General features: G+C 69.7%; 14 protein-coding genes and 1 pseudogene. 3 read left to right on the top strand and 12 right to left on the bottom strand.

The genetic code is table 11. The features are described from left to right. Positions 1-3: 3 nt before the first annotated feature. Positions 4-375 (bottom strand): annotated as a pseudogene (locus ABZO29_RS28800) (GNAT family N-acetyltransferase); the annotation flags it as partial. A 62-nt stretch (positions 376-437) separates the two neighbouring features. On the opposite strand from ABZO29_RS28800, the gene ABZO29_RS28795 reads away from it, so the two are divergent. From ABZO29_RS28795 to ABZO29_RS28785, 3 genes are all read left to right on the top strand, one after another. After that, positions 438-4,493, top strand: a complete 4,056-nt coding sequence (locus ABZO29_RS28795; protein ID WP_367323078.1) for a tetratricopeptide repeat protein — start codon at positions 438-440, stop codon at positions 4,491-4,493. Positions 4,494-4,830: 337 nt separating this feature from the next. Continuing rightward, a complete protein-coding gene (locus ABZO29_RS28790; RefSeq protein ID WP_367323077.1) occupies positions 4,831-6,510 on the top strand; it encodes a SpoIIE family protein phosphatase in 1,680 nt (559 codons plus the stop codon). A gap of 268 nt (positions 6,511-6,778) precedes the next feature. Further along, positions 6,779-7,774, top strand: a complete 996-nt coding sequence (locus ABZO29_RS28785) for a hypothetical protein (protein WP_367323076.1) — start codon at positions 6,779-6,781, stop codon at positions 7,772-7,774. On the opposite strand, the gene ABZO29_RS28780 is transcribed toward ABZO29_RS28785, so the two are convergent. From ABZO29_RS28780 to ABZO29_RS28730, 11 genes are all read right to left on the bottom strand, one after another. Continuing rightward, positions 7,764-8,243 (bottom strand): S1 RNA-binding domain-containing protein, encoded by a 480-nt coding sequence (locus tag ABZO29_RS28780; RefSeq protein ID WP_367323075.1) that lies wholly within the window; start codon positions 8,241-8,243, stop codon positions 7,764-7,766. The genes ABZO29_RS28785 and ABZO29_RS28780 overlap by 11 nt on opposite strands. 74 nt (positions 8,244-8,317) lie before the next feature. Continuing rightward, on the bottom strand, positions 8,318-10,267 hold the full coding sequence (locus tag ABZO29_RS28775; RefSeq protein WP_367323074.1) for a TIGR03960 family B12-binding radical SAM protein: 1,950 nt from the start codon (positions 10,265-10,267) through the stop codon (positions 8,318-8,320). Between the two features lie 70 nt (positions 10,268-10,337). Continuing rightward, positions 10,338-11,849, bottom strand: a complete 1,512-nt coding sequence (locus ABZO29_RS28770) for a CHAD domain-containing protein (RefSeq protein WP_367323073.1) — start codon at positions 11,847-11,849, stop codon at positions 10,338-10,340. 820 nt (positions 11,850-12,669) lie between these two features. Next, the gene (gene rodA, locus ABZO29_RS28765; protein ID WP_367323072.1) at positions 12,670-13,869 is read right to left on the bottom strand and encodes a rod shape-determining protein RodA; all 1,200 of its coding nucleotides are present in this window, start codon (positions 13,867-13,869) and stop codon (positions 12,670-12,672) included. Beyond that, positions 13,866-16,133, bottom strand: coding sequence for a penicillin-binding protein 2 (mrdA, locus tag ABZO29_RS28760; protein ID WP_367323071.1), 2,268 nt, complete (start codon positions 16,131-16,133; stop codon positions 13,866-13,868). Before mrdA ends, rodA begins: the two co-directional genes overlap by 4 nt. An 83-nt stretch (positions 16,134-16,216) precedes the next feature. Continuing rightward, positions 16,217-16,888, bottom strand: coding sequence for a rod shape-determining protein MreD (mreD, locus tag ABZO29_RS28755; protein ID WP_367323070.1), 672 nt, complete (start codon positions 16,886-16,888; stop codon positions 16,217-16,219). Positions 16,889-16,901: 13 nt separating this feature from the next. Further along, positions 16,902-17,849: a rod shape-determining protein MreC gene (gene mreC, locus ABZO29_RS28750; RefSeq protein WP_367323069.1), complete on the bottom strand. Its 948-nt coding sequence runs from the start codon at positions 17,847-17,849 to the stop codon at positions 16,902-16,904. Positions 17,850-18,027: 178 nt separating this feature from the next. After that, positions 18,028-19,047: a rod shape-determining protein gene (locus ABZO29_RS28745; protein ID WP_030779466.1), complete on the bottom strand. Its 1,020-nt coding sequence runs from the start codon at positions 19,045-19,047 to the stop codon at positions 18,028-18,030. A 323-nt stretch (positions 19,048-19,370) separates the two neighbouring features. Next, positions 19,371-19,784: a nucleoside-diphosphate kinase gene (ndk, locus tag ABZO29_RS28740; RefSeq protein ID WP_367323068.1), complete on the bottom strand. Its 414-nt coding sequence runs from the start codon at positions 19,782-19,784 to the stop codon at positions 19,371-19,373. A gap of 64 nt (positions 19,785-19,848) precedes the next feature. Beyond that, positions 19,849-20,205, bottom strand: coding sequence for a DUF4233 domain-containing protein (locus ABZO29_RS28735; RefSeq protein WP_367323067.1), 357 nt, complete (start codon positions 20,203-20,205; stop codon positions 19,849-19,851). A gap of 9 nt (positions 20,206-20,214) precedes the next feature. Continuing rightward, entirely contained in the window at positions 20,215-21,699 is a 1,485-nt protein-coding gene (locus ABZO29_RS28730; RefSeq protein ID WP_367323066.1) for a folylpolyglutamate synthase/dihydrofolate synthase family protein, read from the bottom strand. Positions 21,700-21,850: the final 151 nt, after the last annotated feature.

Here is a 21,850-nt window from a genome sequence, read left to right as displayed (position 1 = left end):
GCGTCAGGACGAGGAGTTGGTTCCGGCCACGCGCGCGTGGAGCAGCCGCGGGGACGCTTCGAAGCCCCGGCGGGCGTAGGCGGGGAACGCGCGGGACGAGGAGTGCACGGTGACGCGCTCGAGCCCGAGTTCGCGTGCCCGGGCGAGGACCGCGTCGAGCAGCTGCCCGCCGAGCCCGCCGTCGCGCGCCTCCGGCTCCACGTACACGCACCTCACGTCACCCGACGCCCGGTGCAGGACGCGTGGGGTGGGCACCCGCCGCACCACCGCCGGCCAGGCCATGCCGATGACCGCGCCGTCGCGCACGAGCACCGTGCAGCGGTGCGAGCCCGCGTTCTCCTCCGCCCACGCGACGAAGTGCCGTACGAAGTCCTCGAAGTGCCATCGCTTTTCAAGTGAGTTGACGCGCTGCCATCCTGGAGTGCGGGGGTGGTGGGGTGCCCGAGAAGAGGCCTTCGCGGAAACAGCTGAACAGACTGCGCCGCCGGACCGGGTTCATCGGCCGGCAGAACGAACTGACCGGCTTCCGGGAGAACTTCGCGCAGGACCCGGACAGCGCCACCAGCACGTTCCAGTACCTGTTCCACATCCACGGCGACGGAGGCGTGGGCAAGACGTCGCTGGTGCAGCAGTGGGTCGCCGTGGCGCGGGAGTTCGGGGCGGCGACCGTGTACCTCGACGACGGCGTGCACAGCGCTGTCGAGGCCATGGAGGCGATCAGCGCCCAGCTGGGCCATCAGGGCATGGCTCTGAAGGGCTTCGACCGGATGCTGACGACCTATCGCCAGCGGCGGCACGAGGCCGAGACCCCGCTGGGCACCGCGATGCCGGCCGACGCGGGCGGCGCGGGACAGCAGCCGGCGGCGTCCGCGTCGAGCACCGTCATGGCGCAGGCCGGTCTCGCGGGTCTGGGCATGGTGCCGGGGCTGGGCGCGGTCGCCGGAGCGATGGACCCGCAGCAGGTGGCCCAGGGCGCCGACCGGTTGCGGGCGGTGCTCAGCGCCCGCTTCCGCAATCACGACGACGTACAGCTCGTCATGTCCCCCGTACGGGTCCTGACCCCGGTGTTCCTGGAGGGCCTGGCGGAGGCGGCCGAGCGGTGGCCCTGGGTGGTGCTGTTCCTCGACGTCTACGAACAGACCGGCCCGGTGCTCGACGAGTGGCTGAGCGACCTGCTGGTCAGCCCCGACAAATACCCGGACCTGCCGACCAACGTCGTCGTCGTGCTGTCCGGGCGCGGCCGGCTGAGCGCCCGGTACTGGGCGGACAGCCTCGATCTGGTGGCCCAGGTTCCGCTGGAGGTCTTCACCGAGGACGAGGCCCGGCGGCTGCTCGCCGCCCGGGGCGTCACGAACGAGGACGTCATCGAGGTCGTCCTGCAGTTGTCCGGACGGCTGCCGCTCATGGTGGACCTGCTCGCCCAGACCAGCCCCCAGGACCCGCGTGACGTCGGTGACCTGTCCGGTACGGCGGTCGACCGCTTCCTGCAGTGGATCACCGATCCGCACCGCCACGCCGCCGCTCTGGCCTGCGCCCTGCCGCTTCAGCTGGACGAGGACGTCTACCGCGCGACCGTGCCCGACGCGGCGGCCGACGAGTACGCGTGGCTGCGCGGGCTGCCGTTCGTCAGCACACAGGCGGGCTTCTGCCGCTATCACGACGTCGTCCGCTCCTCCATGCTCCGTCTGCAGCGCACCCAGTCCCCGTCACGCTGGCAGCAGCAGCACACCGGCCTGGCCGACATCCACCGCCGACGCCGCGAGGCGCTCGAAGCGACGCTGCCGACCGATGCGTACGAGCTGTGGGACGACAGCACCTGGCGCGAGCACCGGCTCAACGAGACCTACCATCGGCTCTGCGCCGATCCCCACCAGCTGCGCGCGGCCCTCGCCGACGCGATCCACGCCTGCGACCAGGGGCCCGCGGCCCTGCGCCGCATGGCTCAGACCCTGTCACAGGCAGGCCACGACAGCGGTACGGAAGCCCTCCTCGACTGGGCCCGGCGCCTCACCCCACCGACCGACCTCGACGACGACACCGCTCTGGTCGCCGCCCTGACCCGACTGTCCACCGCCCCCGAACTCACCGTCGCCGACCGTGCCCTGGCCCTCACCGTCCGCGGCCGCGAACACCGCAACGCCGAACGGTACGCCCAGGCCCTCGACGACTACGCCGCCGCCCTGGCCCTCGATGCCGACCTCGCCCGGGCCCACTACGGCCGCGGCGAGACGTACCGCCTGATGGGACGGCACGAGGAGGCGCTGCCCCACCTCGCCCGCGCCATGGAACTGGCACCCGAGGACGCCGAGTACGTCGGCACCCGCGGCCAGGCCCACCTGGGACTGCGGCGCTACGCGGAGGCGCTCGCCGACCTGACCCGAGCCATCGAACTCGACGACACCCTCGTCTGGGCCTTCGGCGCCCGCGGCATCACCCACCGCCTGATGGAGCGGAACAAGGACGCGCTGGCCGACTTCACCCGCGCCGTCGAACTCGACGACACCTTCGCGTGGACCTTCGGCAACCGAGGTGTCACGCACCGGCTGATGGGGCACCACGAGGAAGCCCTCCGCGACCTCACCCGTGCCCTCGAACTCGACGGCACCCTCGACTGGGCCATCGCCGAACGCGGCGCCGTTCACCGCCTCCTGGAGCGGTACGAGGAGGCGCTGGCGGACCTGAACCGTGCCGTCGAACTCGACCACAACTACACCTGGGCCCTCGCCGAACGTGGCAAGACCCACCAGGCCATGGAGCATTACGACGACGCCCTCGCCGACCTGAACCGCGCCGTCGAACTCAACAGCACGTACACCTGGGCCTTCGCCGAGCGCGCCATCACCCACCGGCGCGCGGGCAACCTCGCGGACGCGCTGACAGACTTCACCCGCGCCATCGAACTCGACGGCACCTATGCGTGGGCGGTCGCCAACAGGGGTGTCACCCACCGCCTCATGGGGCACCAGGAGGAAGCCCTCACCGACCTCACCCGCGCCATCGAACTCGACGACACCCTCGACTGGGCCTTCGCGAACCGCGGCGTCACGCACCGCGTCATGCGGCGCCTCGACGAGGCGCTGGCCGACCTTGACCGCGCCGTCGAACTGGACGACTCCTACGCCTGGGCCATCGGCAACCGCGGCATCGCCCACCAGCTCATGGGACATCACGAGGAAGCCCTCACCGACCTCACCCGCGCCTTCGCACTGGACAACAGCCTTGACTGGGCCATCGGCGCCCGCGGTGTCACGTACCGCCTCCTGGACCGGTACGAGGAGGCTCTCGCCGATCTGGATCACGCTCTCGCGCTCGACGCCGGCCTGGACTGGGCCCTCGCCGAACGCGGCAAGACCCACCAGTCCATGGAGCACTACGAGGAGTCCCTCGCCGACTTCACCCGCGCCGTCGAGCTCGACGACACCTTCGCCTGGGCCATCGGCAACCGCGGCATCACCCACCGCCTCATGGGACATCACGAGGAAGCCCTCACCGACCTCACCCGCGCCATCGAACTCGACGACACGCTGCACTGGGCCCTCGCCGAACGCGGCGTCGGTCACCGTCTCCTGGAACGCCACGAGGACGCCCTGGCCGACCTGAACCGCGCCATCGAACTCAACGACACCTACGAGTGGGCCCTCGCCGAACGCGGACGGACCCACCAGGCCACGGGCGACTACGAGGACGCCCTCGCGGACCTCACCCGCGCCCTCGAACTCGACGACACCTACGCCTGGGCCGTGGCCCAACGCGGCATCACCCACCGCCTCATGGGACACCACCAGGACGCCCTCACCGACCTCACCCGCGCCCTCGAACTCGACGACACCCTCGACTGGGTCCTCGCCGAACGCGGTCTCGCCCACCGCCTCCTGGGGCACCACGAGGACGCCCTCGCGGACCTCACCCGCGCCCTCGAACTCGACGACACCTACGCCTGGGCCGTGGCCCAACGCGGCATCACCCACCGCCTCATGGGACACCGCCAGGACGCCCTCACCGACCTCACCCGCGCCCTCGAACTCGACGACACCCTCGACTGGGTCCTCGCCGAACGCGGTCTCGCCCACCGCCTCCTGGGGCACCACGAGGACGCCCTGACGGACTTCGTCCGCGCCCTCGAAGACGATCCCGACGACGCCTGGTACCACGTCGAAATCGCCATCACCCTCAGGCTCCTCGGCCGCCCGGAGGAACACGGGCACTGGCGTACGGCCGTGGAGATGTTCACGGCCGACAGCTCAGCGGGAGGCGCCGCAGCGGCACACGCCCGGGGAAACCTCCTGGTGATCCACTGCGCTCTGGCCCGATGGACCGAGGCGGAGGAAGAGCTGGACCGCTTCCTGGCCTGCGGCCCCGAGCAGCAGCGCATCCGGGAGGCCCTGGACGACCTCAGGGACTTCCAGGAGGCGCTGGCCATGGACCGCTCCCGGCTCGCACCACTGCGCGACCGGCTGATCAGTGCGTGTGCTCCCTCCCGGCCGGCTGCTTGACCGTCAAGGCACGGCCCGGCCGAAGGAACGCCTCAGCGCGCCCGGCCGACGGGGTCTGCCGGGTGCGGTGTCTGGCGCAAGATCCGGAAAGTCACTACCATGCGCACGATCCGGCCAAGGTCGGGTCGGTCAGGCGATCTTCCCTGGAAGTGCGGAAGCACACTCCGCCGTGAGAGCCCCTTCACCTCTGGGAGGGAATGGTGTCGCAAACCAGTAGGCTCTCAGGTCGCCCCACTGGCTGGTTTCCATCGGCCACGCAATGCAGTGCGTGGCCCATCCGGTTGAGCACGGTTGATCCCTCGAAGGGAAGTCGTTCACGCCGCGGCAGGGAGATCTAGTGAAAGACGTCGGGTCGGTGCGTACTGCCGTAGTCCGGGAAGACGAGTCCAATCCCGGCGCCTTCCAGGCCAGCGCGAGCATCGTGCAGGCGGGCTTCTTCTGCTGGGAGATCGCCACGGGCGAGGTGAGCTGCGATCCGCTCACTCTCGCGCTGCACGGCATGCCCGAGAACGGCCCGTCGGACATCTCGAGTTTCCTGGCCGCAGTGCACGAGTCCGATCTGGCCGATGTGCGCGATGCCCTGGGAGTGATAGCGGAGTCCTGCGGCAACTACCAGATCGAGTACCGCGTCACCTCCGAGGACGGCCGGAACCGGTCCCTGGAGGCCCGGGGCCGCGTACTGCCCGGCGCCGACGGGCTGCCGGCCCGCATGGTCGGAGTGGTCATGGACACCACGGCCGTCCATGAACGCCACGAGGCGGAGCGACGGCGGTTGTACGAGCGCGCCACCCGTGACCGCTGGATGCGGGAGCTGACCGCGGCTCTGGCCGCCGCGGTGACGGTCAAGGACATCATGGCCGCCGCGCAGGCGGGATTGCATACGTTCGGAGCGGACGCACTGGCGGTGATCGCCCCGGATGGAAAGCGGTTGAGCGTCGTCGCCTCGTGCGCCGACGACGAGCAGGGTGAGGACTCCCTGCGAGTCCTCGACGCGACGGCCCGCACACTCGTGGAGGAGTCACTCGACCGTAAGGCGCCCGTTCTCGTCGGCTCCGCGGACGCACTGATCACCGGTTATCCGCATCTGCCGCCACTCGCGCGCTCGGCCCCGCAGGCGTGGGCGGCACTGCCGCTCGAGGACTCGCGCGGCCGCGTCAGTTCCTGCCTCGTCAGTTTCCCTGAGCCGCAGGAGTTCCTGCCCGAGGAGCGGGCCCTCCTGGTCGCCGCCGTCGGACTGCTCGCCCAGTCACTGGAGCGAGCCGGCATGTACGAGTCGGAACACGCACTCGCCACCGAGCTCCAGCGTGGCATGCTGCCGCGCGGGCCGCTCACGGTGCCGGGTGTGACCATCGCCGCCCGCTACCAGGCCGCCACCTCCGGCATGTGGATCGGTGGCGACTGGTACGACGCCATCAGCCTGCCCGACGGCGGGGTGGCTCTGGTCATAGGAGATGTGCAGGGACACAGCGTTCACGCCGCGTCTCTCATGGGGCGGCTGCGTACCGCCGTGCATGCCTACGCGAACGAAGGACACCCGCCCGCGGCCGTCCTGGAACGCACCAACCGCCTGCTGGCCGAGCTGAACTCCGACCCGGACAGGGCCCTGTTCGCCACATGCTGCTACATCGCGCTCAACCCCTCCGACGGAACGCTCCGGGTGTGCCGGGCGGGTCATCCGCCCCCGGCGCTGATCACGCCCCGCAAGCCGCCGCGCCTCCTGGAGGTCCCCGGCGGTCTCCCTCTGGGGATCGACCGGGAGCAGCGGTACCCGACCACCCGCATGCGCATCGCTCCGGGCAGCGTGCTCGCGCTGACCACCGACGGTCTGCTCGAGGCCGTGAACAAGGACATCGACCAGGGCATCGAGAGGTTTCTCCGGGGTCTGCGAGGCGCTCCCACGGCGGACCTGGAGACCGTCGTCGACGACCTCCTCGCCAGTACGCAGAAGGCTCACGGCCTGGGCGACGACGTCGCTCTGCTCCTGGCTCGTCTGAACCGGCCCGGGCGCCGCAGCTGATACGGGCCTGACCCGACCCGTTCCCAACAGGCTTGGAGCGCTGGGTACTTGTATCAGCGGCCAACCGAATTCGCCCGGTCTGTGGTACTGCCCCGCGCAGGGCAATGAGCGCGAAAGAACCGAGACCTCTGCCGAACGCCATCGACATGCAGGGTAATTTACGTCGGTGGCTGGGACTGCCCGGTCAATGCTCCATGTGGGCACGCAGGATCAGCAATGTCGCTGGATGTCGCGAATGGCAGAGAAATACCGAGAAGCGAGCTGACGTATGGACAATTTCCGGATTCCGGACCTCTACGTACCCGTACCGGCAGCGCTCAATCCGGAACTCCAGGAGTCGACGGCGGCCGCGGAGGCGTGGCTGGAGGAGTTCGGCCTGGTGCCCACCGAGGAGACACGTCGGCATGTGCAGCGCACTCGTGTGGACCGGCTCACTGCGTGGCTGTGCCCGAACGCCTCACGGGAGGCGCTGACGCTGATCACCCAGTGGAACGCATGGCTGTTCCAGTTGGACGACCAGTTCGACGACGACCCGGTGCGCGGTTACCAGCCCGAGCGGTGGCGGGAGGCGTTCGGGCCGTTGTTCGCCGTGTTCGACGGAACTGTTTCGGCTGGGCGACTGGCGCGTTCCCTGGCCGACCTGTGGGACCGTACGACAGCCGTCCGTTCTTCCGTCTGGCAGCGAAGATTTGTCCCGCACCTATTGTGGTATTTCGACAGCTACCGGGCCGACATGATTCATCGGGAGGAAGGGCGCGTACCCGGCCTGCAGCAATATCTCGCCCACCGCCGCGCCTCGTTCGCGTTTGACGCAGTCCTCGACCTGATGGAAATCGGTACCGGGGTGGACCTGTCCGACCAGCTGCATGCCCACCCGGCCTTCTCGGACATGCGTGAGGCGGTGATCTACGCGAATGCCTGCATCAACGATCTCTACTCGCTGCCCAAGGAACTCGCGCACGACTATGCGTTCAACGCGGTGACGGTGATCTGCCATCATCAGCAGTGCAGCCTCCAGGAGGCGGTGGATCAAGTGGCCGTGATGCAGGCCGGATACGTCCAGCGCATCCTCGATCTCGAACAGGTCCTGCCCGGGCGGCTGACGCGTTCCGGCCTCGCCGACGACCTCGTCGACGACGCGCTGCACTGTGTCAGGGACTTCCACGCGCTCACCGCCGGGAACGTCGCCTGGTCGAAGGAGACCGGGCGCTATGCGGAGATAGAGGCCAAACCGACCTATCTGGCGGACTTGTTCATTCCGTAGGACCTGTCCTGAGGGGGCCCAGTCGGCACAAGGTGAGCCTGCCCCGCTCTCGATCGATGTCCGTGACGGTGACCAGAACCTCGTCACCGCGCCGTACGACGTCCTCCGGAGCAGCCACGGGTGCCGGTCCGAGCTCGCCCAGCGGAACCAGGCCCTCGACCGTGCACGACACGCGCTGCCCGAGCTCAACCACCTCGGACGCCGCCTCGAAGCGCCGCAAGGACAGCTCGGGATACGTGATGAAGCCGACGCCGGGATGGACCGGATGGTCGGGACCCTCGTCCAGCGCCACGAACACGCCGAATCGCTCGATCGCCGCCACCGTGCCGTCCGGATTCTCCGTGGCCGCCATCGACAGCCGTACTCGGCCCGCATCCAGATCCACGGCGATCACCTCGGCGGTGATCCGCTGCCCGACCACTGCCACCTCGGCGAAGCGTCGACGCCAGGAACCGTCCAGCGCCCCCACTACCCGTCCAGGATCACCGACACCTCAGAGCGAGTGACCGCCGCGACTGTGCATGGCAGAGATCACCGCCGGCTTCAGCCGGTCGGAGCGGTCTTCTTGACCGTGAGGGGCAGCAGCTTCTTGCCGCTGTTGCTCAGTTGTGGCCAAGTGTCGTACTGGGGGCACACCCCGCAGTCGAAGCAGGGCGTCCACCGGCAGTCCTCGACCTCCGTCTCGTCGAGGGCGTCCTGCCAGTCCTCCCAGAGCCAGTCCTTGTCGAGGCCGGAGTCGAGGTGGTCCCAGGGGAGGACCTCCTCGTACGTGCGCTCGCGGGTCGTGTACCAGTCGACGTCGACGCCGAACGTGGGCAGCGCCTTGTCCGCGCAACTCATCCAGCGGTCGTACGAGAAGTGCTCGCGCCAGCCGTCGAAGCGGCCGCCGTCCTCGTAGACCGCGCGGATGACCGCGCCGATGCGGCGGTCGCCCCGCGACAGCAGGCCCTCGACGATGCCGGGTTTGCCGTCGTGGTAGCGGAAGCCGATCGAGCGGCCGTACTTCTTGTCGCCGCGGATCCTGTCGCGCAGCTTCTCCAGCCGCTCGTCGGTCTGCTCGGCGCTGAGCTGCGGCGCCCACTGGAACGGCGTGTGCGGCTTGGGGACGAAGCCGCCGATCGACACCGTGCAGCGGATGTCGTTCGAGCGTGAGACCTCACGGCCCTTCTGGATGACGCGCGTCGCCATGTCGGCGATCTGCAGCACGTCGTCGTCCGTCTCCGTCGGCAGACCGCACATGAAGTACAGCTTCACCTGGCGCCAGCCGTTGCCGTAGGCCGTGGCCACGGTCCGGATCAGGTCCTCTTCGGAGACCATCTTGTTGATGACCTTGCGGATGCGCTCGGAGCCGCCCTCCGGGGCGAAGGTGAGGCCGGACCTGCGGCCGTTCCTCGTCAGCTCGTTCGCCAGGTCGATGTTGAAGGCGTCCACGCGGGTCGACGGGAGGGACAGGCCGATCTTGTCGTCCTCGTAGCGGTCCGCCAGGCCCTTGGCGATGTCGCCGATCTCGGAGTGGTCCGCCGACGACAGGGAGAGCAGGCCGACCTCCTCGAAGCCGGTCGCCTTCAGGCCCTTCTCCACCATGTCTCCGATGCCGGTGATCGACCGCTCGCGCACCGGGCGGGTGATCATGCCGGCCTGGCAGAAGCGGCAGCCGCGGGTGCAGCCGCGGAAGATCTCGACCGACATGCGCTCGTGGACCGTCTCGGCGAGCGGCACCAGGGGCTGCTTGGGGTACGGCCACTCGTCCAGGTCCATGACGGTGTGCTTGGACACGCGCCACGGGACACCCGACTTGTTGGGTACGACACGGCTGATGCGGCCGTCCGGGAGGTACTCCACGTCGTAGAAGGCCGGGATGTACACCCCACCGGTCTTCGCCAGGCGGAAGAGGACCTCCTCCCGGCCGCCGGGCCGGCCCTCCGCCTTCCACTCGCGGATGATCTTCGTCATATCGAGGACGGCCTGCTCGCCGTCGCCGATGACAGCCGCGTCGATGAAGTCGGCGATCGGCTCGGGGTTGAAGGCCGCGTGGCCGCCGGCCAGCACGATCGGGTCGTCCAGCCCCCGGTCCCTGGACTCCAGCGGGATGCCCGCCAGATCCAGGGCGGTCAGCATGTTCGTGTAGCCGAGCTCCGTGGAGAACGAGAGCCCCAGCACGTCGAAGGCCTTCACCGGCCGGTGGCTGTCCACCGTGAACTGCGGGACGCCGTGCTCCCGCATCAGCGCCTCCAGGTCCGGCCACACGCTGTAGGTGCGCTCGGCGAGGACGCCCTCCTGCTCGTTCAGGACCTCGTAGAGGATCATGACGCCCTGGTTGGGCAGACCGACCTCGTACGCGTCCGGGTACATCAGCGCCCAGCGGACGTCACATGACTCCCACGGCTTCACCGTGGAGTTGAGCTCTCCGCCGACGTACTGGATCGGCTTCTGCACATGCGGGAGCAGTGCTTCGAGCTGCGGGAAGACCGATTCGGCGGCTTCGGCAGGCATCTCGCGAACCTTCGTGAGCTGACAGGGGTGACCATCAAGACTAACGCGGTCCCGGACCCCCTCCGTACGCTCAGACGGTCACCCCGCCCGTGATCTCCTGCCACAGGCCCGGCAGATCCGCCTCGTACGCCGCGGCCCGCTGTTCCTCACGCCCGTACAGCACGCCGTACGTGAACGAGTTCTCCCCGGCGGCATGCGCCTGACCTGCGAGATCACGCAGGGCCTCGCGGGTCATGACACTGTCCTGGTGATCGCCGAGCAGCGTCTGCAGCGACTTGGCCGCCTTGATCAGTCCGGCAGCCGGGTCGCCGAGCGCGGGCGCGGCCGCCTCCGCCGCGTACCGCACCCGCTTGGCCTTCTTGCGCGCCTCGTGCAGCGCGAGATCACGATCGTGTCCGGGGGGAAGCCCGATCGCCTCCTCCACCAGGCCGGACAGCTTCCCGAAGTCCTTCCGTACGGCCTTGGCGATCACCTTCTCCGGCTTCCCGGCGGCGGCCTCGAGCAGCGGCGGCTCGGCGAGCAGCCCGTCCAGCGTCTCGAGCAGCGCCAGATACCGTGTTCCGTCCAGTACGGCGATGAGGCGCCGGCGCGATCCGCCGCTGCGGGCGTGCGACCAGGTGCGCAGCCGGGTGCGGACGGGGCCGGTGAGCAGGACGCGGGGGAGGTCGTCGAGGGCGGCCGTCAGACGTTCGGTCAGCACCTCCTGGTCGCGGTCCACGCCCAGCTCGCCCGCGAGCCACTTCAGCTCCTCGCCGATCGGGTCGGTGACGGCCCGGTCGAGGACCTTCCCGTACGACCGCAAGGCGCTGCGCAGCCGGCGGGTGGCGACGCGCATGCGGTGCACGGAGTCGTAGACGTCCCGCCGGACGGCAGGGTCCAGCTCGACGATGGCGTCCCGCTGGGCGCGGACGTACGCGAGAACGTGGTCGCCGGCGGTGAGGGGCGCGGCGGAAGGTTTCGCCTTCTTCCGCTTCCCCTTCCGCTCGGGGGAGGTCTCCGCGAGGGCCCGCGCGAGCTTCGAGGCCGACTTCGACGGCCGTACGCCCGCCTTGCGCAGCCGCTTGTCCACCTTGTCGAGGAAGGCCGGGTCGCGGCCGTCGGCGAGCTCCACCTCGATCTCGGTCCACTGCGCGGAGCCGCCGTCCCCGCCGAGACGTTCCGCCCGTACGGCGTCCACGCTGACCTCGGCGAGCAGGCGGCCCTCGGCGTCGACGAGATCGCGTACGTCGCGGCTGGAACGCAGCCGGACCACGGGCAGCAGGTCGGAGTCCCGGACGCGGGAGCGGACGAGGCCGGCGAGGGTACGGGGCAGGGTGTCGGAGAGCGGGGCCCGGATCTCGTCCCGTACGTCCGGGCCGACCGGGAACTTCAGATGCCAGCCGGCGTCGGAGCCGCCGGTTCGGCGGCGCAGGGTGATCGAGGATGCGGCGAGGCGTTCGTCCGGGGTGTCGTAGTAGGTGGCGTCCAGCTCGGCGACGCCCTTGTCCAGAACGGCCGCGACACCTGCGACGCCGGTCAGGTCGGGCAGCCCGCTGTCATCGGATTCGTACTTGCGCTCGATCTCGCGTTTCGTCTCCGCCATGACCTGAATCTAGTCGGCGTCGGGCCGGGATGGCAGGGCCCACTGGGGGTGAATCCCAGGGAAACGGTGGGTAGTCGGAAGGCTCGCAGGCCGTACCCGGCACTGAGGCCGACGCGGGGCGGTCGCGCAACCCGCCGCTGACGGGGCGCCGCCCGCGCCCACCCGTGCCGCCCCAGCCGGCACACATGCCCGCGGACGAACGCGGTGGCTGAGCGCGGTGCGCGCCCGCGGACGAACGCGGTGGCTGAGCGCCGCGCCCGCCCGCGGATGGACACGGCGGCTGCGCCGCGGGCCCGCGGTCGGGCGGCAGGGCTGAGCGCGCCCCGCGCCACCACGCACCCGCAGTCGCCCGCGCGCCGGAGTGGGGTGTGGTGGTGCGGCGCAGCCCGTCGCTTAGCTGGTCCCCACGCCGTCCACCGTGGCAGCGGGCAGAGGGGCGCAACCCGCGACGGGCTCGCCGCACCACCACACCCCCGACCCACCCCGGACCCACGGCGCAAACGGCACCACCGCCGGAGGCCACCGCACAACCCGCGACGGGCTCGCCGCACCACCACACCCCCGACCCACCCACCCGGCCCAAGGCGCAACGGCCCAACCGCCGGAGGCCACCGCACAACCCGCGACAGCGCCGCCGCACCACCACACCCCCGACCCGCCCACCAGACCCAACGCGCAAACGGCCCAACCGCCGGAGGCCACCGCACAACCCGCGACGGGCTCGCCGCACCACCACACCCCCGACCCACCCACCAAACCCAACGCGCAACGGCCCAGCCACCGGAGGCCGCAGCCCACCCGCCAAAGCCCAGCGCAGCGGTCACGCGGACATGGGGCGCTGCACGCGAATCGACTGCAGCAACCCCACCGCCACCCACACCGCGAACATCGACGACCCTCCGTACGACACGAACGGCAGCGGCAGACCCGTCACCGGCATGATCCCCAGCGTCATCCCGATGTTCTCGAAGGACTGGAAGGCGAACCACGCCACGATCCCCGCGGCGACGATCGTGCCGTACAGCTCGGTCGTCTCACGAGCGATCCGGCACGCCCGCCACAGGACCACACCCAGCAGCAGGATGATCAGGCCCGCGCCCACGAACCCCAGCTCCTCCCCCGCGACCGTGAACACGAAGTCCGTCTGCTGCTCGGGAACGAACTGGCCGGTCGTCTGGGAGCCGTGGAACAACCCCGCCCCGGTCAGCCCGCCCGACCCGATCGCGATCCTCGCCTGGTTCGTGTTGTAACCCACCCCCGCCGGATCGAGGTCCGGATTCGCGAACGCCGCGAAGCGGTTGATCTGGTACTCGTCGAGGATGTGCAGCTGCCAGACGGCGATCGCGCCGAGCGTGCCCGCGCCGATCAGGCCGAACACCCAGCGGTTGGAGGCGCCGGAGGCGAGCAGTACCCCCAGCACGATGATGACCATGACCATCACCGACCCGAGGTCGGGCATCAGCAGCACGATCAGCATCGGGACGGCCGCCAGCCCCAGCGCCTGCAGCACGGTCCGGTGGTCCGGGTAGGGCTTGTCCCCCGCGTCCACCCGCGCCGACAGCAGCATCGCCATGCCCAGGATGATCGTGATCTTCACGAACTCCGAGGGCTGCAACGAGAATCCGCCGCCGAACACGATCCACGAGTGCGCACCGTTGACCGTCGACCCCAGCGGGGTGAGGACCAGCAGGATCAGGAAGACCGAGAGGCCGTACAGGATCGGCACGGCGTTGCGCAGCGCGCGATGGCCCAGCCACACGGTGCCGATCATCAGGGCGATCCCGATGCCGGTGTTCATGACGTGCCGGATGAGGAAGTAGTACGGGTCGCCCTGGTTGATCTCGGTGCGGTTGCGGGTCGCGGAGAAGACCAGCAGTGAGCCGATGAACGACAGCGCGAGACCCGCGAGCAGTATCGGCCAGTCGAGCCGCCGGGCCACCGAGTCACGGGCGAAGTACCGCGTCCACCCGGCCCGTTCGGGCCCGTACCCGGAGACGGAGAAGCTGTTGACCCCGGTCATGTGAACAACCTCCCGCTTCCCCTCCGCTGCCGCCGAGACCGTCGCCGTCGCCTGCGCGTGTCACGGTTCCCCGCCGCAGGCGTCCGCACGGTCGCCGCCGCCTGCTGCGTCTGCCCCGGCTCGGGCGCGCCCTGCTGACTCGCCCGCTGGTCCTTCGCCGGGTCCTTGGCGACCTTCGGGGACGCGATCGTGCCGTCCGTCCTGACCTTCGGCAGGCCCTGTTGCGGGGTCGGCAGCAGCGCGTTCTTCTTGTCGATCGAGCCGTCGGCGGAGACGCCGTACAGGGCGTTGTAGATGCGGCGCACGGCCTCACCGGAGGCACCGGAACCCGTACCGGCCTGGGCGATCGTCATGATGACCGTGTAGTCCTTGCTGTACGTGGCCAGCCAGGACGTCGTCTGCTTGCCGTAGACCTCGGCGGTACCGGTCTTGGCGTGCAGCGGGATCTCGTTCTGCGGCCAGCCGCCGAACTTCCACGCGGCGGTACCGCGGGTGACGACGCCCGCGAGGGCGGCGTCCATGCCCTTGAGCGTCGCCTTGGTGATCGGCAGTTTGCCCTTGGCCTTGGGCTTGATCTCCTGGACGGTCCTGCCGTCGGCGCTGATGATCGCCTTGCCGATGGTCGGGGTGTACATGGTGCCGCCGTTGGCGAGCGCCCCGTAGATCACGGCCTCCTGGATCGGGGTGAGCAGGGTGTCACCCTGGCCGATGGAGTAGTTGATCTCGTCACCGGCGCGCATCTTGTTGCCCTCGAGGCAGTTCTCGTAGGCGATCTTCTCGACGTACGTGCCGTTCTTCTTGCCCGTCCTGCACCAGCCGTCCTTGTTGGCCTTCCAGTAGTTCTCCTTCCACTGGCGGTCGGGGACGCGGCCGGTGACCTCGTTGGGCAGGTCGATGCCGGTCTCCTTGCCGAGGCCGAACTGGTGGGCGGCCTTGAAGAAGTAGTCCTTGGGCTCACCCTTCTTCGGGTTGATGCCGCCGTCCCTCTTCCACTCGCTGTGGGCAAGGCCGTAGAAGACGGTGTCGCAGGAGATCTCGAGCGCCCGGCCGAGCGAGATGGGGCCGAAGCTCTCCCCCTCGAAGTTGTTGAAGACCTGACCGCCGACCGAGTACGAACTCGTGCACGGGTAGCGGCCGTCGAAGTCGTAGCCGGCCTCGACCGCGGCGGCCGTGGAGATCACCTTGAAGGTCGAACCGGGCGCGGACTGACCCTGTATGGCCCTGTTGAGCAGCGGGTAGTCGGAGTTCTTGCCGGTGAGCTTCTTGTAGTCCTTGGCGGAGATGCCGCCGACCCAGGCGTTCGGATCGTACGTCGGGGCGGACGCCATGGCGACGACGCGGCCGGTCTTGGCCTCCATCACGACGACGGCACCCGAGTCGGCCTTGTAGTACTCGCCGGTGATCTTGTCGAACTGCTGGCGCGCGGTCTTCATCGCCTGGTCCAACTCGTACTCGGCGACCCGCTGGACGCGGGAGTCGATGCTGGTGACGAGGTTGGAGCCGGGCTCGGAGGCGTCGGCCTCGGCCTGGCCGATGACACGGCCGAGGTTGTCCACCTCGTAGCGGGTGACGCCGGCCTTGCCACGCAGCACCTTGTCGTAGGCGCGCTCCAGACCGCTGCGGCCCACCTGGTCGGAGCGCAGATACGGCGAGTCGGTGTCCTTGGCCTGCTGGATCTCCTCGTCGGTGACCGGGGAGAGGTAGCCGAGGACCTGGGCGGTGTTGGCCTTGCCGGGGGCGGGGTAGCGGCGCACGGCCTCCGGTTCGGCGGTGATGCCGGGGAAGTCCTCGGCGCGCTCACGGATCTGCAGCGCCTGCTTGGGCGTTGCCTCGTCGGTGATGGGGATCGGCTGATAGGGCGAGCCGTTCCAGCAGGGCTGCGGCGTCTTGGCGTCGCACAGCCGCACCTTCAGCATGACCTCCTTCGGGTCCATGCCGAGCACGCCCGCGAGCTTGGTGAGGACGGCCTTGCCGTCGTCGTCCTGCTTCATGAGTTCGGTGCGGGAGGCGGAGACGACGAGCCGGGTCTCGTTGTCGGCGAGCGGCACACCGCGCGCGTCCAGGATCGAGCCGCGCACGGCGGGCTGGACGACCTGCTGCACGTGGTTGCCGCTGGCCTCCTTGGCGTACTCCGCGCCCTCACGGATCTGCAGGTACCACAGGCGGCCGCCGAGCGTGCCGAGGAGGGAGAGGACGAGGATCTGGATCACGACGAGCCGGATCTGGACCCGTGGGGTCCGTCCGGTCTCGGGGATGTTGGTCACTGCGGCTGCCGCCCCCTCTCACTGTGTGTACGTGTCATATCCGACGGACCTGTGAGGCCGTACGGCGGCCGGTCCCCGTCCGGTCACAGCCGCTTGACCCCTTTTATGCGCCCGGCCCGCGCCACCCGCGAGCGGGCCGCCTTCATCCGCAGCCCGCTGCGCTGCCCGCCGATCCTGAGCCCCGTGCCCGCGGAGAGCCAGCCCGACGAGATGTCGGTGCCCTTGGCCGCCGAGTTGGTCTCGGCGAGCGGGTCGTTCTCGGCGCGCCGGGCCAGCGCCATGATCCCGGGGACCACGAAGGGCGCGAGCAGCAGGTCGTACAGGGCGGCCGTGAACAGCAGGCTCATGAGCCCGACATGGCGGGCGGCAGTGTCGCCGACGAGGGCGCCGACGCCGGCGTACAGCAGGGTGGAGCCGATCGCGGCGGCGACCACCACGGCCATCGGCCCTGTGGCGGACTTCAGTTGGCCGTTCTCCGGCTTGACGAGTCCGGCGAGGTAGCCGATGACGCACAGAACGAGGGCGTAGCGCCCCGCGGCGTGGTCCGCGGGCGGGGCGAGGTCGGCGAGGAGGCCGGCGCCGAAGCCGATGAGCGCGCCGCCGACGTGGCCGTACACCATGGCCAGACCGAGGACGGTGAGCAGCAGGAGGTCGGGGACGGCGCCTGGGAGGTGCAGCCGGGCGAGGACGCTCACCTGCAGCACCAGGGCGACCACGACCAGCGAGGTGGACAGCAGGATCCGGTTGACGCGCACGGGGAATCAGCTCCTACTGCTCTTGCTGGTACTGGCCGTCGAGCGGCGCGTCGGCGGACGGGGTGACCGTCACCGTCACGGTCGGTGTGGGGGTCGGCTTGGGCTTGGCGGGGAGCACGGTGTCGCGCGGGTCCTTCTTCGGGGCCTCGACGACGACGCCGACGATGTCGAGCTTGGTGAAGCTGACGTACGGCGTGACGTACAGGGTGCGGGTCAGGTTGCCGCCGGAGGGGTCGACGCGGGAGACCACGCCGACCGGGACACCGGGCACGAAGGGCTTGTCGGCCTGCGAACCGAAGGTGACCAGGCGGTCGCCCTTCTTGACGTCGGCCTTGCCGTTGAGGAGTTCGACGCGCAGCGCGCGGTCGCCCTGCCCGGAGGCGAAGCCGAGTTCGTCGGTGGCCTCCATGCGGGTGCCCACGGTGAAGTCGGGGTCGTTGGCGAGGAGGACGGTGGCGGTGTTGGGGCCGACGGTCGTCACACGTCCGACCAGCCCGTCGCCGTTCAGGACGGTCATGTCGCGCCGGATGCCGTCGTTCGCGCCGACGTCGATGGTGATGGTCCAGGAGAAGCCCTGGGCCGCTCCTATCGCGATGACCTCGGCGCCCTTGATGCCGTACTGGCCCGCGCCCGCGATCTTCAGCATCTTGTCGAGCTGGTTGAGGCGGCTGCGGTTGCGGTCGTCGCTGCCGAGCTTCGCCTTGAGGGCCGCGTTCTCCTTCTCCAGCGCGGCGAGCCGGTCGTGGCGCTCCCCTGAGTCCCGGATCGCGGAGACCGCGTTGCCGACCGGGTCGACCGCCGCCGACACGCCGTTCTCGATCGGGCCGAAGACCGCGGCCGCGGCCTGCCGGGCACCGTCGACCGGGGAGTCCTCCCCGCCGCGGATGTCCACCGTGATCAGCGCGAACGCGATGGCGATCAGCAGCACCAGGAGCAGCCGGCTCTCTCGTGTGTCCCTCACGTGCGGCGGCCGTGCCCTTCCTCGATAGGAACCAGGATCAGTATTCAGATCAGCTGTCAGCAAACCGGGCAGCCCCCGGGAGAAGGCCGAGGGGCTCGTTATGGGAGCTTATGCCTCTATATCAACGATCCGCCGTACGAGAGGAGGTCATCCCGTACGGCGGAACCGAAGAGTTACCTCATCTGCGAGGTGCGGCGTCCAGGACCTGCTGGAGCGCCTCGAACTCCTCGACACACTTGCCGGAACCGAGCGCCACGCTGTCCAGCGGGTCCTCGGCGATGTGGATCGGCATGCCGGTCTCGCGGCGCAGCCGCTCGTCGAGCCCGCGCAGCAGGGCCCCTCCGCCCGTCAGAACGATTCCGCGGTCCATGATGTCGCCGGACAGCTCCGGCGGACACTTGTCGAGGGTCGTCTTGACGGCGTCGACGATGGCGTTGACCGGTTCCTCGATCGCCTTGCGCACCTCGGCGGCCGAGATGACGACGGTCTTGGGCAGTCCGGAGACGAGGTCCCGGCCGCGGATTTCCGTGTGCTCGTCGGAGTCGAGGTCGTACGCCGAACCGATCGTGATCTTGATCTGTTCGGCCGTCCGCTCACCCAGCAGAAGGGAGTACTCCTTCTTGATGTGCTGGATGATCGCGTTGTCCAGTTCGTCGCCCGCGACACGGATCGACTGGGCGGTGACGATGCCGCCGAGCGAGATGACCGCGACCTCCGTGGTGCCGCCGCCGATGTCCACCACCATGTTGCCCGTGGCCTCGTGGACCGGCAGGCCGGAGCCGATGGCCGCGGCCATGGGCTCCTCGATGATGTGCACCTGCCGGGCACCGGCCTGGGTGGACGCCTCGATGACGGCGCGGCGCTCGACACCCGTGATGCCCGAGGGCACACAGACCACGACCCGCGGACGAGCCAGATACCGCCGCTTGTGGATCTTCAGGATGAAGTAGCGGAGCATCCGCTCGGTGATCTCGAAGTCGGCGATCACGCCGTCCTTGAGCGGACGGACGGCGACGATGTTGCCAGGGGTCCGTCCGATCATCTTCTTGGCTTCGGCGCCGACCGCGAGGATGCCACCGGTGTTGGTGTTGATCGCGACGACGGACGGCTCGTTGAGTACGATCCCGCGACCCCTGACGTACACCAGCGTGTTGGCGGTCCCGAGGTCGACAGCCATGTCACGGCCGATGAACGACATTGAGTTCCCCATCAGGATTCGTCTGGCCTTCCCACGAGCTTTTGAGGGCTTTTCAGGTCGGCGAAGTGGGTGCTGTGACGTGAAGGCTTCCATCGTAGACGCGCCTGCACGAACACTGCGCGAGGGTCTTCGCCATTGTCAGCAGATGAGCAGCCGCCTCGCTTGTGGAGACGGTCCATCGGGGGCACTCGTTCCCCCGATCGGCACGCATATGCCAAGGGACGGCCGAAAAGGTTGGGCCGTCCCAGGTCGGAAGTCCAGAAGAGTTGACGGAGCCTCAGGCTGCAATACTCCGGGGGACGACCCCCGGACCCCCGACAGCTTCACGCGCGGCCGGGGAAGAAGATCTTCACCTCGCGCTCGGCGGACTCCTCGGAGTCGGACGCGTGGATCAGGTTCTCCCGCACGATGACACCGTAGTCACCGCGGATGGAACCGGGCGCGGCGGCGATCGGGTCGGTCGGCCCGGCGAGCGCGCGCAGGCCCTCGACGACCCGCTCGCCCTCGACGATCATTGCCACCACCGGGCCGGAAGCCATGAACTCCACCAGCGGCTCGTAGAACGGCTTGCCCTTGTGCTCGCCGTAGTGCTGCTCCAGGGTGTCGTGGTCCAGGGTGCGCAGCTCCAGCGCGGTGATCCGCCAGCCCGCCTTGCGCTCGATACGGCTGATGATCTCGCCGGTCAGGCCGCGACGGACGGCGTCGGGCTTGAGGAGGACGAGGGTGCGCTGGGTCACGAGGGCTCCTTGGAGAACACGATGGTGCGGGGTCACGAGGTTACCGGGCGCGTCCGGGCGTCCGTCACGCAGCGTCAGGCGTGGAGGACTCGGCCTGGGCCGCGAATCTCGCCTTCGCCTCGTCGACCCTGCGCCCGTAGTGCACCGAGGCCCACCACAGGGCCGCGAACACCACCCCCATGAAGAACATCATCGGGACGAAGAAGCCGGAGGCGACGAGCGCGAGCTGCAGGACCCAGCCGAGGGCGACGCCCCCCGGCCGCGTCACCACCCCGCACAGCGCCAGGCACAGGAACATCGCGATCCCGCTGACCGTCCACACGGTGCTCGTGGACAGGTCGGGGTCCTTCATGGCGACGAGCCCGGCGAACCCGATGATGAAGAACTCGCCGATCAGGGTCGAGGAACAGAGCGTACGCATCTCGGGATCTCAGCCCTTCCCCAGCAGCAGCCGGGCCTCGCCGACGGTGATGACGGAGCCGGTGACGAGCACCCCGCCGCCCGCGAACTCGCCCTCCTCCTCGGCCAGCGTGATCGCCGCCTCCAGCGCGTCCGGCAGCTGCGGCTCGACCTGGACGCGCTCCTCGCCGAACACCTCGACGGCGAGCGCGGCGAGCGCGTCGGCGTCCATGGCGCGGTGGCTGGAGTTCTGGGTGATCACCACCTCGGCGAAGACCGGCTCGAAGGCCTCCAGCAGCCCGCGGACGTTCTTGTCGCCGCTGGCGCCCACGACCCCGATCAGCCGGCTGAAGTCGAACGCCTCCCCGATCGCCTCGGCGGTGGCGGCGGCACCCGCCGGGTTGTGGGCCGCGTCGAGCACGACGGTCGGCGAGCGCCGTACGATCTCGAGCCGGCCCGGCGACGACACGGCCCCGAAGGCCTTGCGGACGGTGTCGGCGTCGAGCGGCTCCGGCCGCTGCGAGCCGACCCCGAAGAACGCCTCCACGGCGGCCAGCGCGACCGCCGCGTTGTGAGCCTGGTAGGCGCCGTGCAGCGGCAGGTACACCTCGGTGTACTCGCCGCCGAGCCCGCGCAGCGTGAGCAGCTGTCCGCCTACGGCGACCTGCCGGGACACGACCCCGAACTCGAGCCCCTCACGCGCCACCGTCGCATCGACCTCGACGGCCTTCTTCAGCAGCACCTGCGCCGCGTCCACCGGCTGCTGGGCCATGATGACGGTCGCGTCCTGCTTGACGATGCCGGCCTTCTCGGTGGCGATCTCGCCGGGGTTCTCGCCGAGGCGGTCGGTGTGGTCGAGGTCGATCGGGGTGACCACGGCGACGTCACCGTCGATGACGTTGGTGGCGTCCCACGAGCCCCCCATCCCCACTTCCACCACGGCGACGTCGACGGGCGCGTCCGCGAAGGCGGCGTACGCCATCCCCGTCAGCACCTCGAAGAAGGACAGCCGGTACTCCTGCTGGGAGTCGACCATCTCGATGTACGGCCTGATGTCCTGGTACGTCTCGACGAACCGCTCGGCGGAGATCGGGGCGCCGTCGAGGCTGATGCGCTCGGTGATCGACTGGACGTGGGGGCTCGTGTACCTGCCCGTCCGCAGCTCGAAGGCCCCCAGCAGCGCCTCGATCATGCGGGCGGTGGAGGTCTTGCCGTTGGTCCCCGTGATGTGGATCGAGGGGTACGACCGCTGCGGCTCCCCCAGCACGTCCATCAGCGCGGAGATACGGCTGACGGACGGCTCCAGCTTGGTCTCGCCCCAGCGCGTCGCGAGCTCCGCCTCGACTTCGCGCAGGGCCTTGTCGAGCTCGGGGTCTTCCGGGCGCCCGGGCACGTCGGTGCTCGGCGGACCGCCCTGGGTGCGCAGGGTACGGCTGCCGGCCTCGATCACCGCGAGATCCGGATCACGGTCGGTCTCGGCGGCGACGATCTCCTCGAAGGGGTCGGTATCGCTCACGGGGTCAGTCTACGGAGGCAGGGAGAAGGGTGCGGCCCGGTGGGGGCCGCTGCCCCTGGGGGCTCCGCCCCCATGCGTGCCTCCCCCACTGCCTCAATGGCGTGGGAGGTGCCCCCAGGGGCGATGGGGGTCCCCCCGCTCGAGCGAAGCC

Origin of the sequence: Streptomyces sp. HUAS ZL42, from assembly GCF_040782645.1 — a bacterium.
Lineage (GTDB): Bacteria > Actinomycetota > Actinomycetes > Streptomycetales > Streptomycetaceae > Streptomyces.
This window is presented reverse-complemented; position numbering and strand designations above follow the sequence as displayed.

Coding starts and splice junctions, on each gene's coding strand:
- ABZO29_RS28785 (WP_367323076.1), top strand. CDS start 6,779: ATGGACAATTTCCGGATTCCGGACCTCTACGTACCCGTACCGGCAGCG.
- ABZO29_RS28775 (WP_367323074.1), bottom strand. CDS start 10,267: ATGCCTGCCGAAGCCGCCGAATCGGTCTTCCCGCAGCTCGAAGCACTG.
- ABZO29_RS28770 (WP_367323073.1), bottom strand. CDS start 11,849: ATGGCGGAGACGAAACGCGAGATCGAGCGCAAGTACGAATCCGATGAC.
- rodA (WP_367323072.1), bottom strand. CDS start 13,869: ATGACCGGGGTCAACAGCTTCTCCGTCTCCGGGTACGGGCCCGAACGG.
- ABZO29_RS28745 (WP_030779466.1), bottom strand. CDS start 19,047: ATGTCGTTCATCGGCCGTGACATGGCTGTCGACCTCGGGACCGCCAAC.
- ABZO29_RS28735 (WP_367323067.1), bottom strand. CDS start 20,205: ATGCGTACGCTCTGTTCCTCGACCCTGATCGGCGAGTTCTTCATCATC.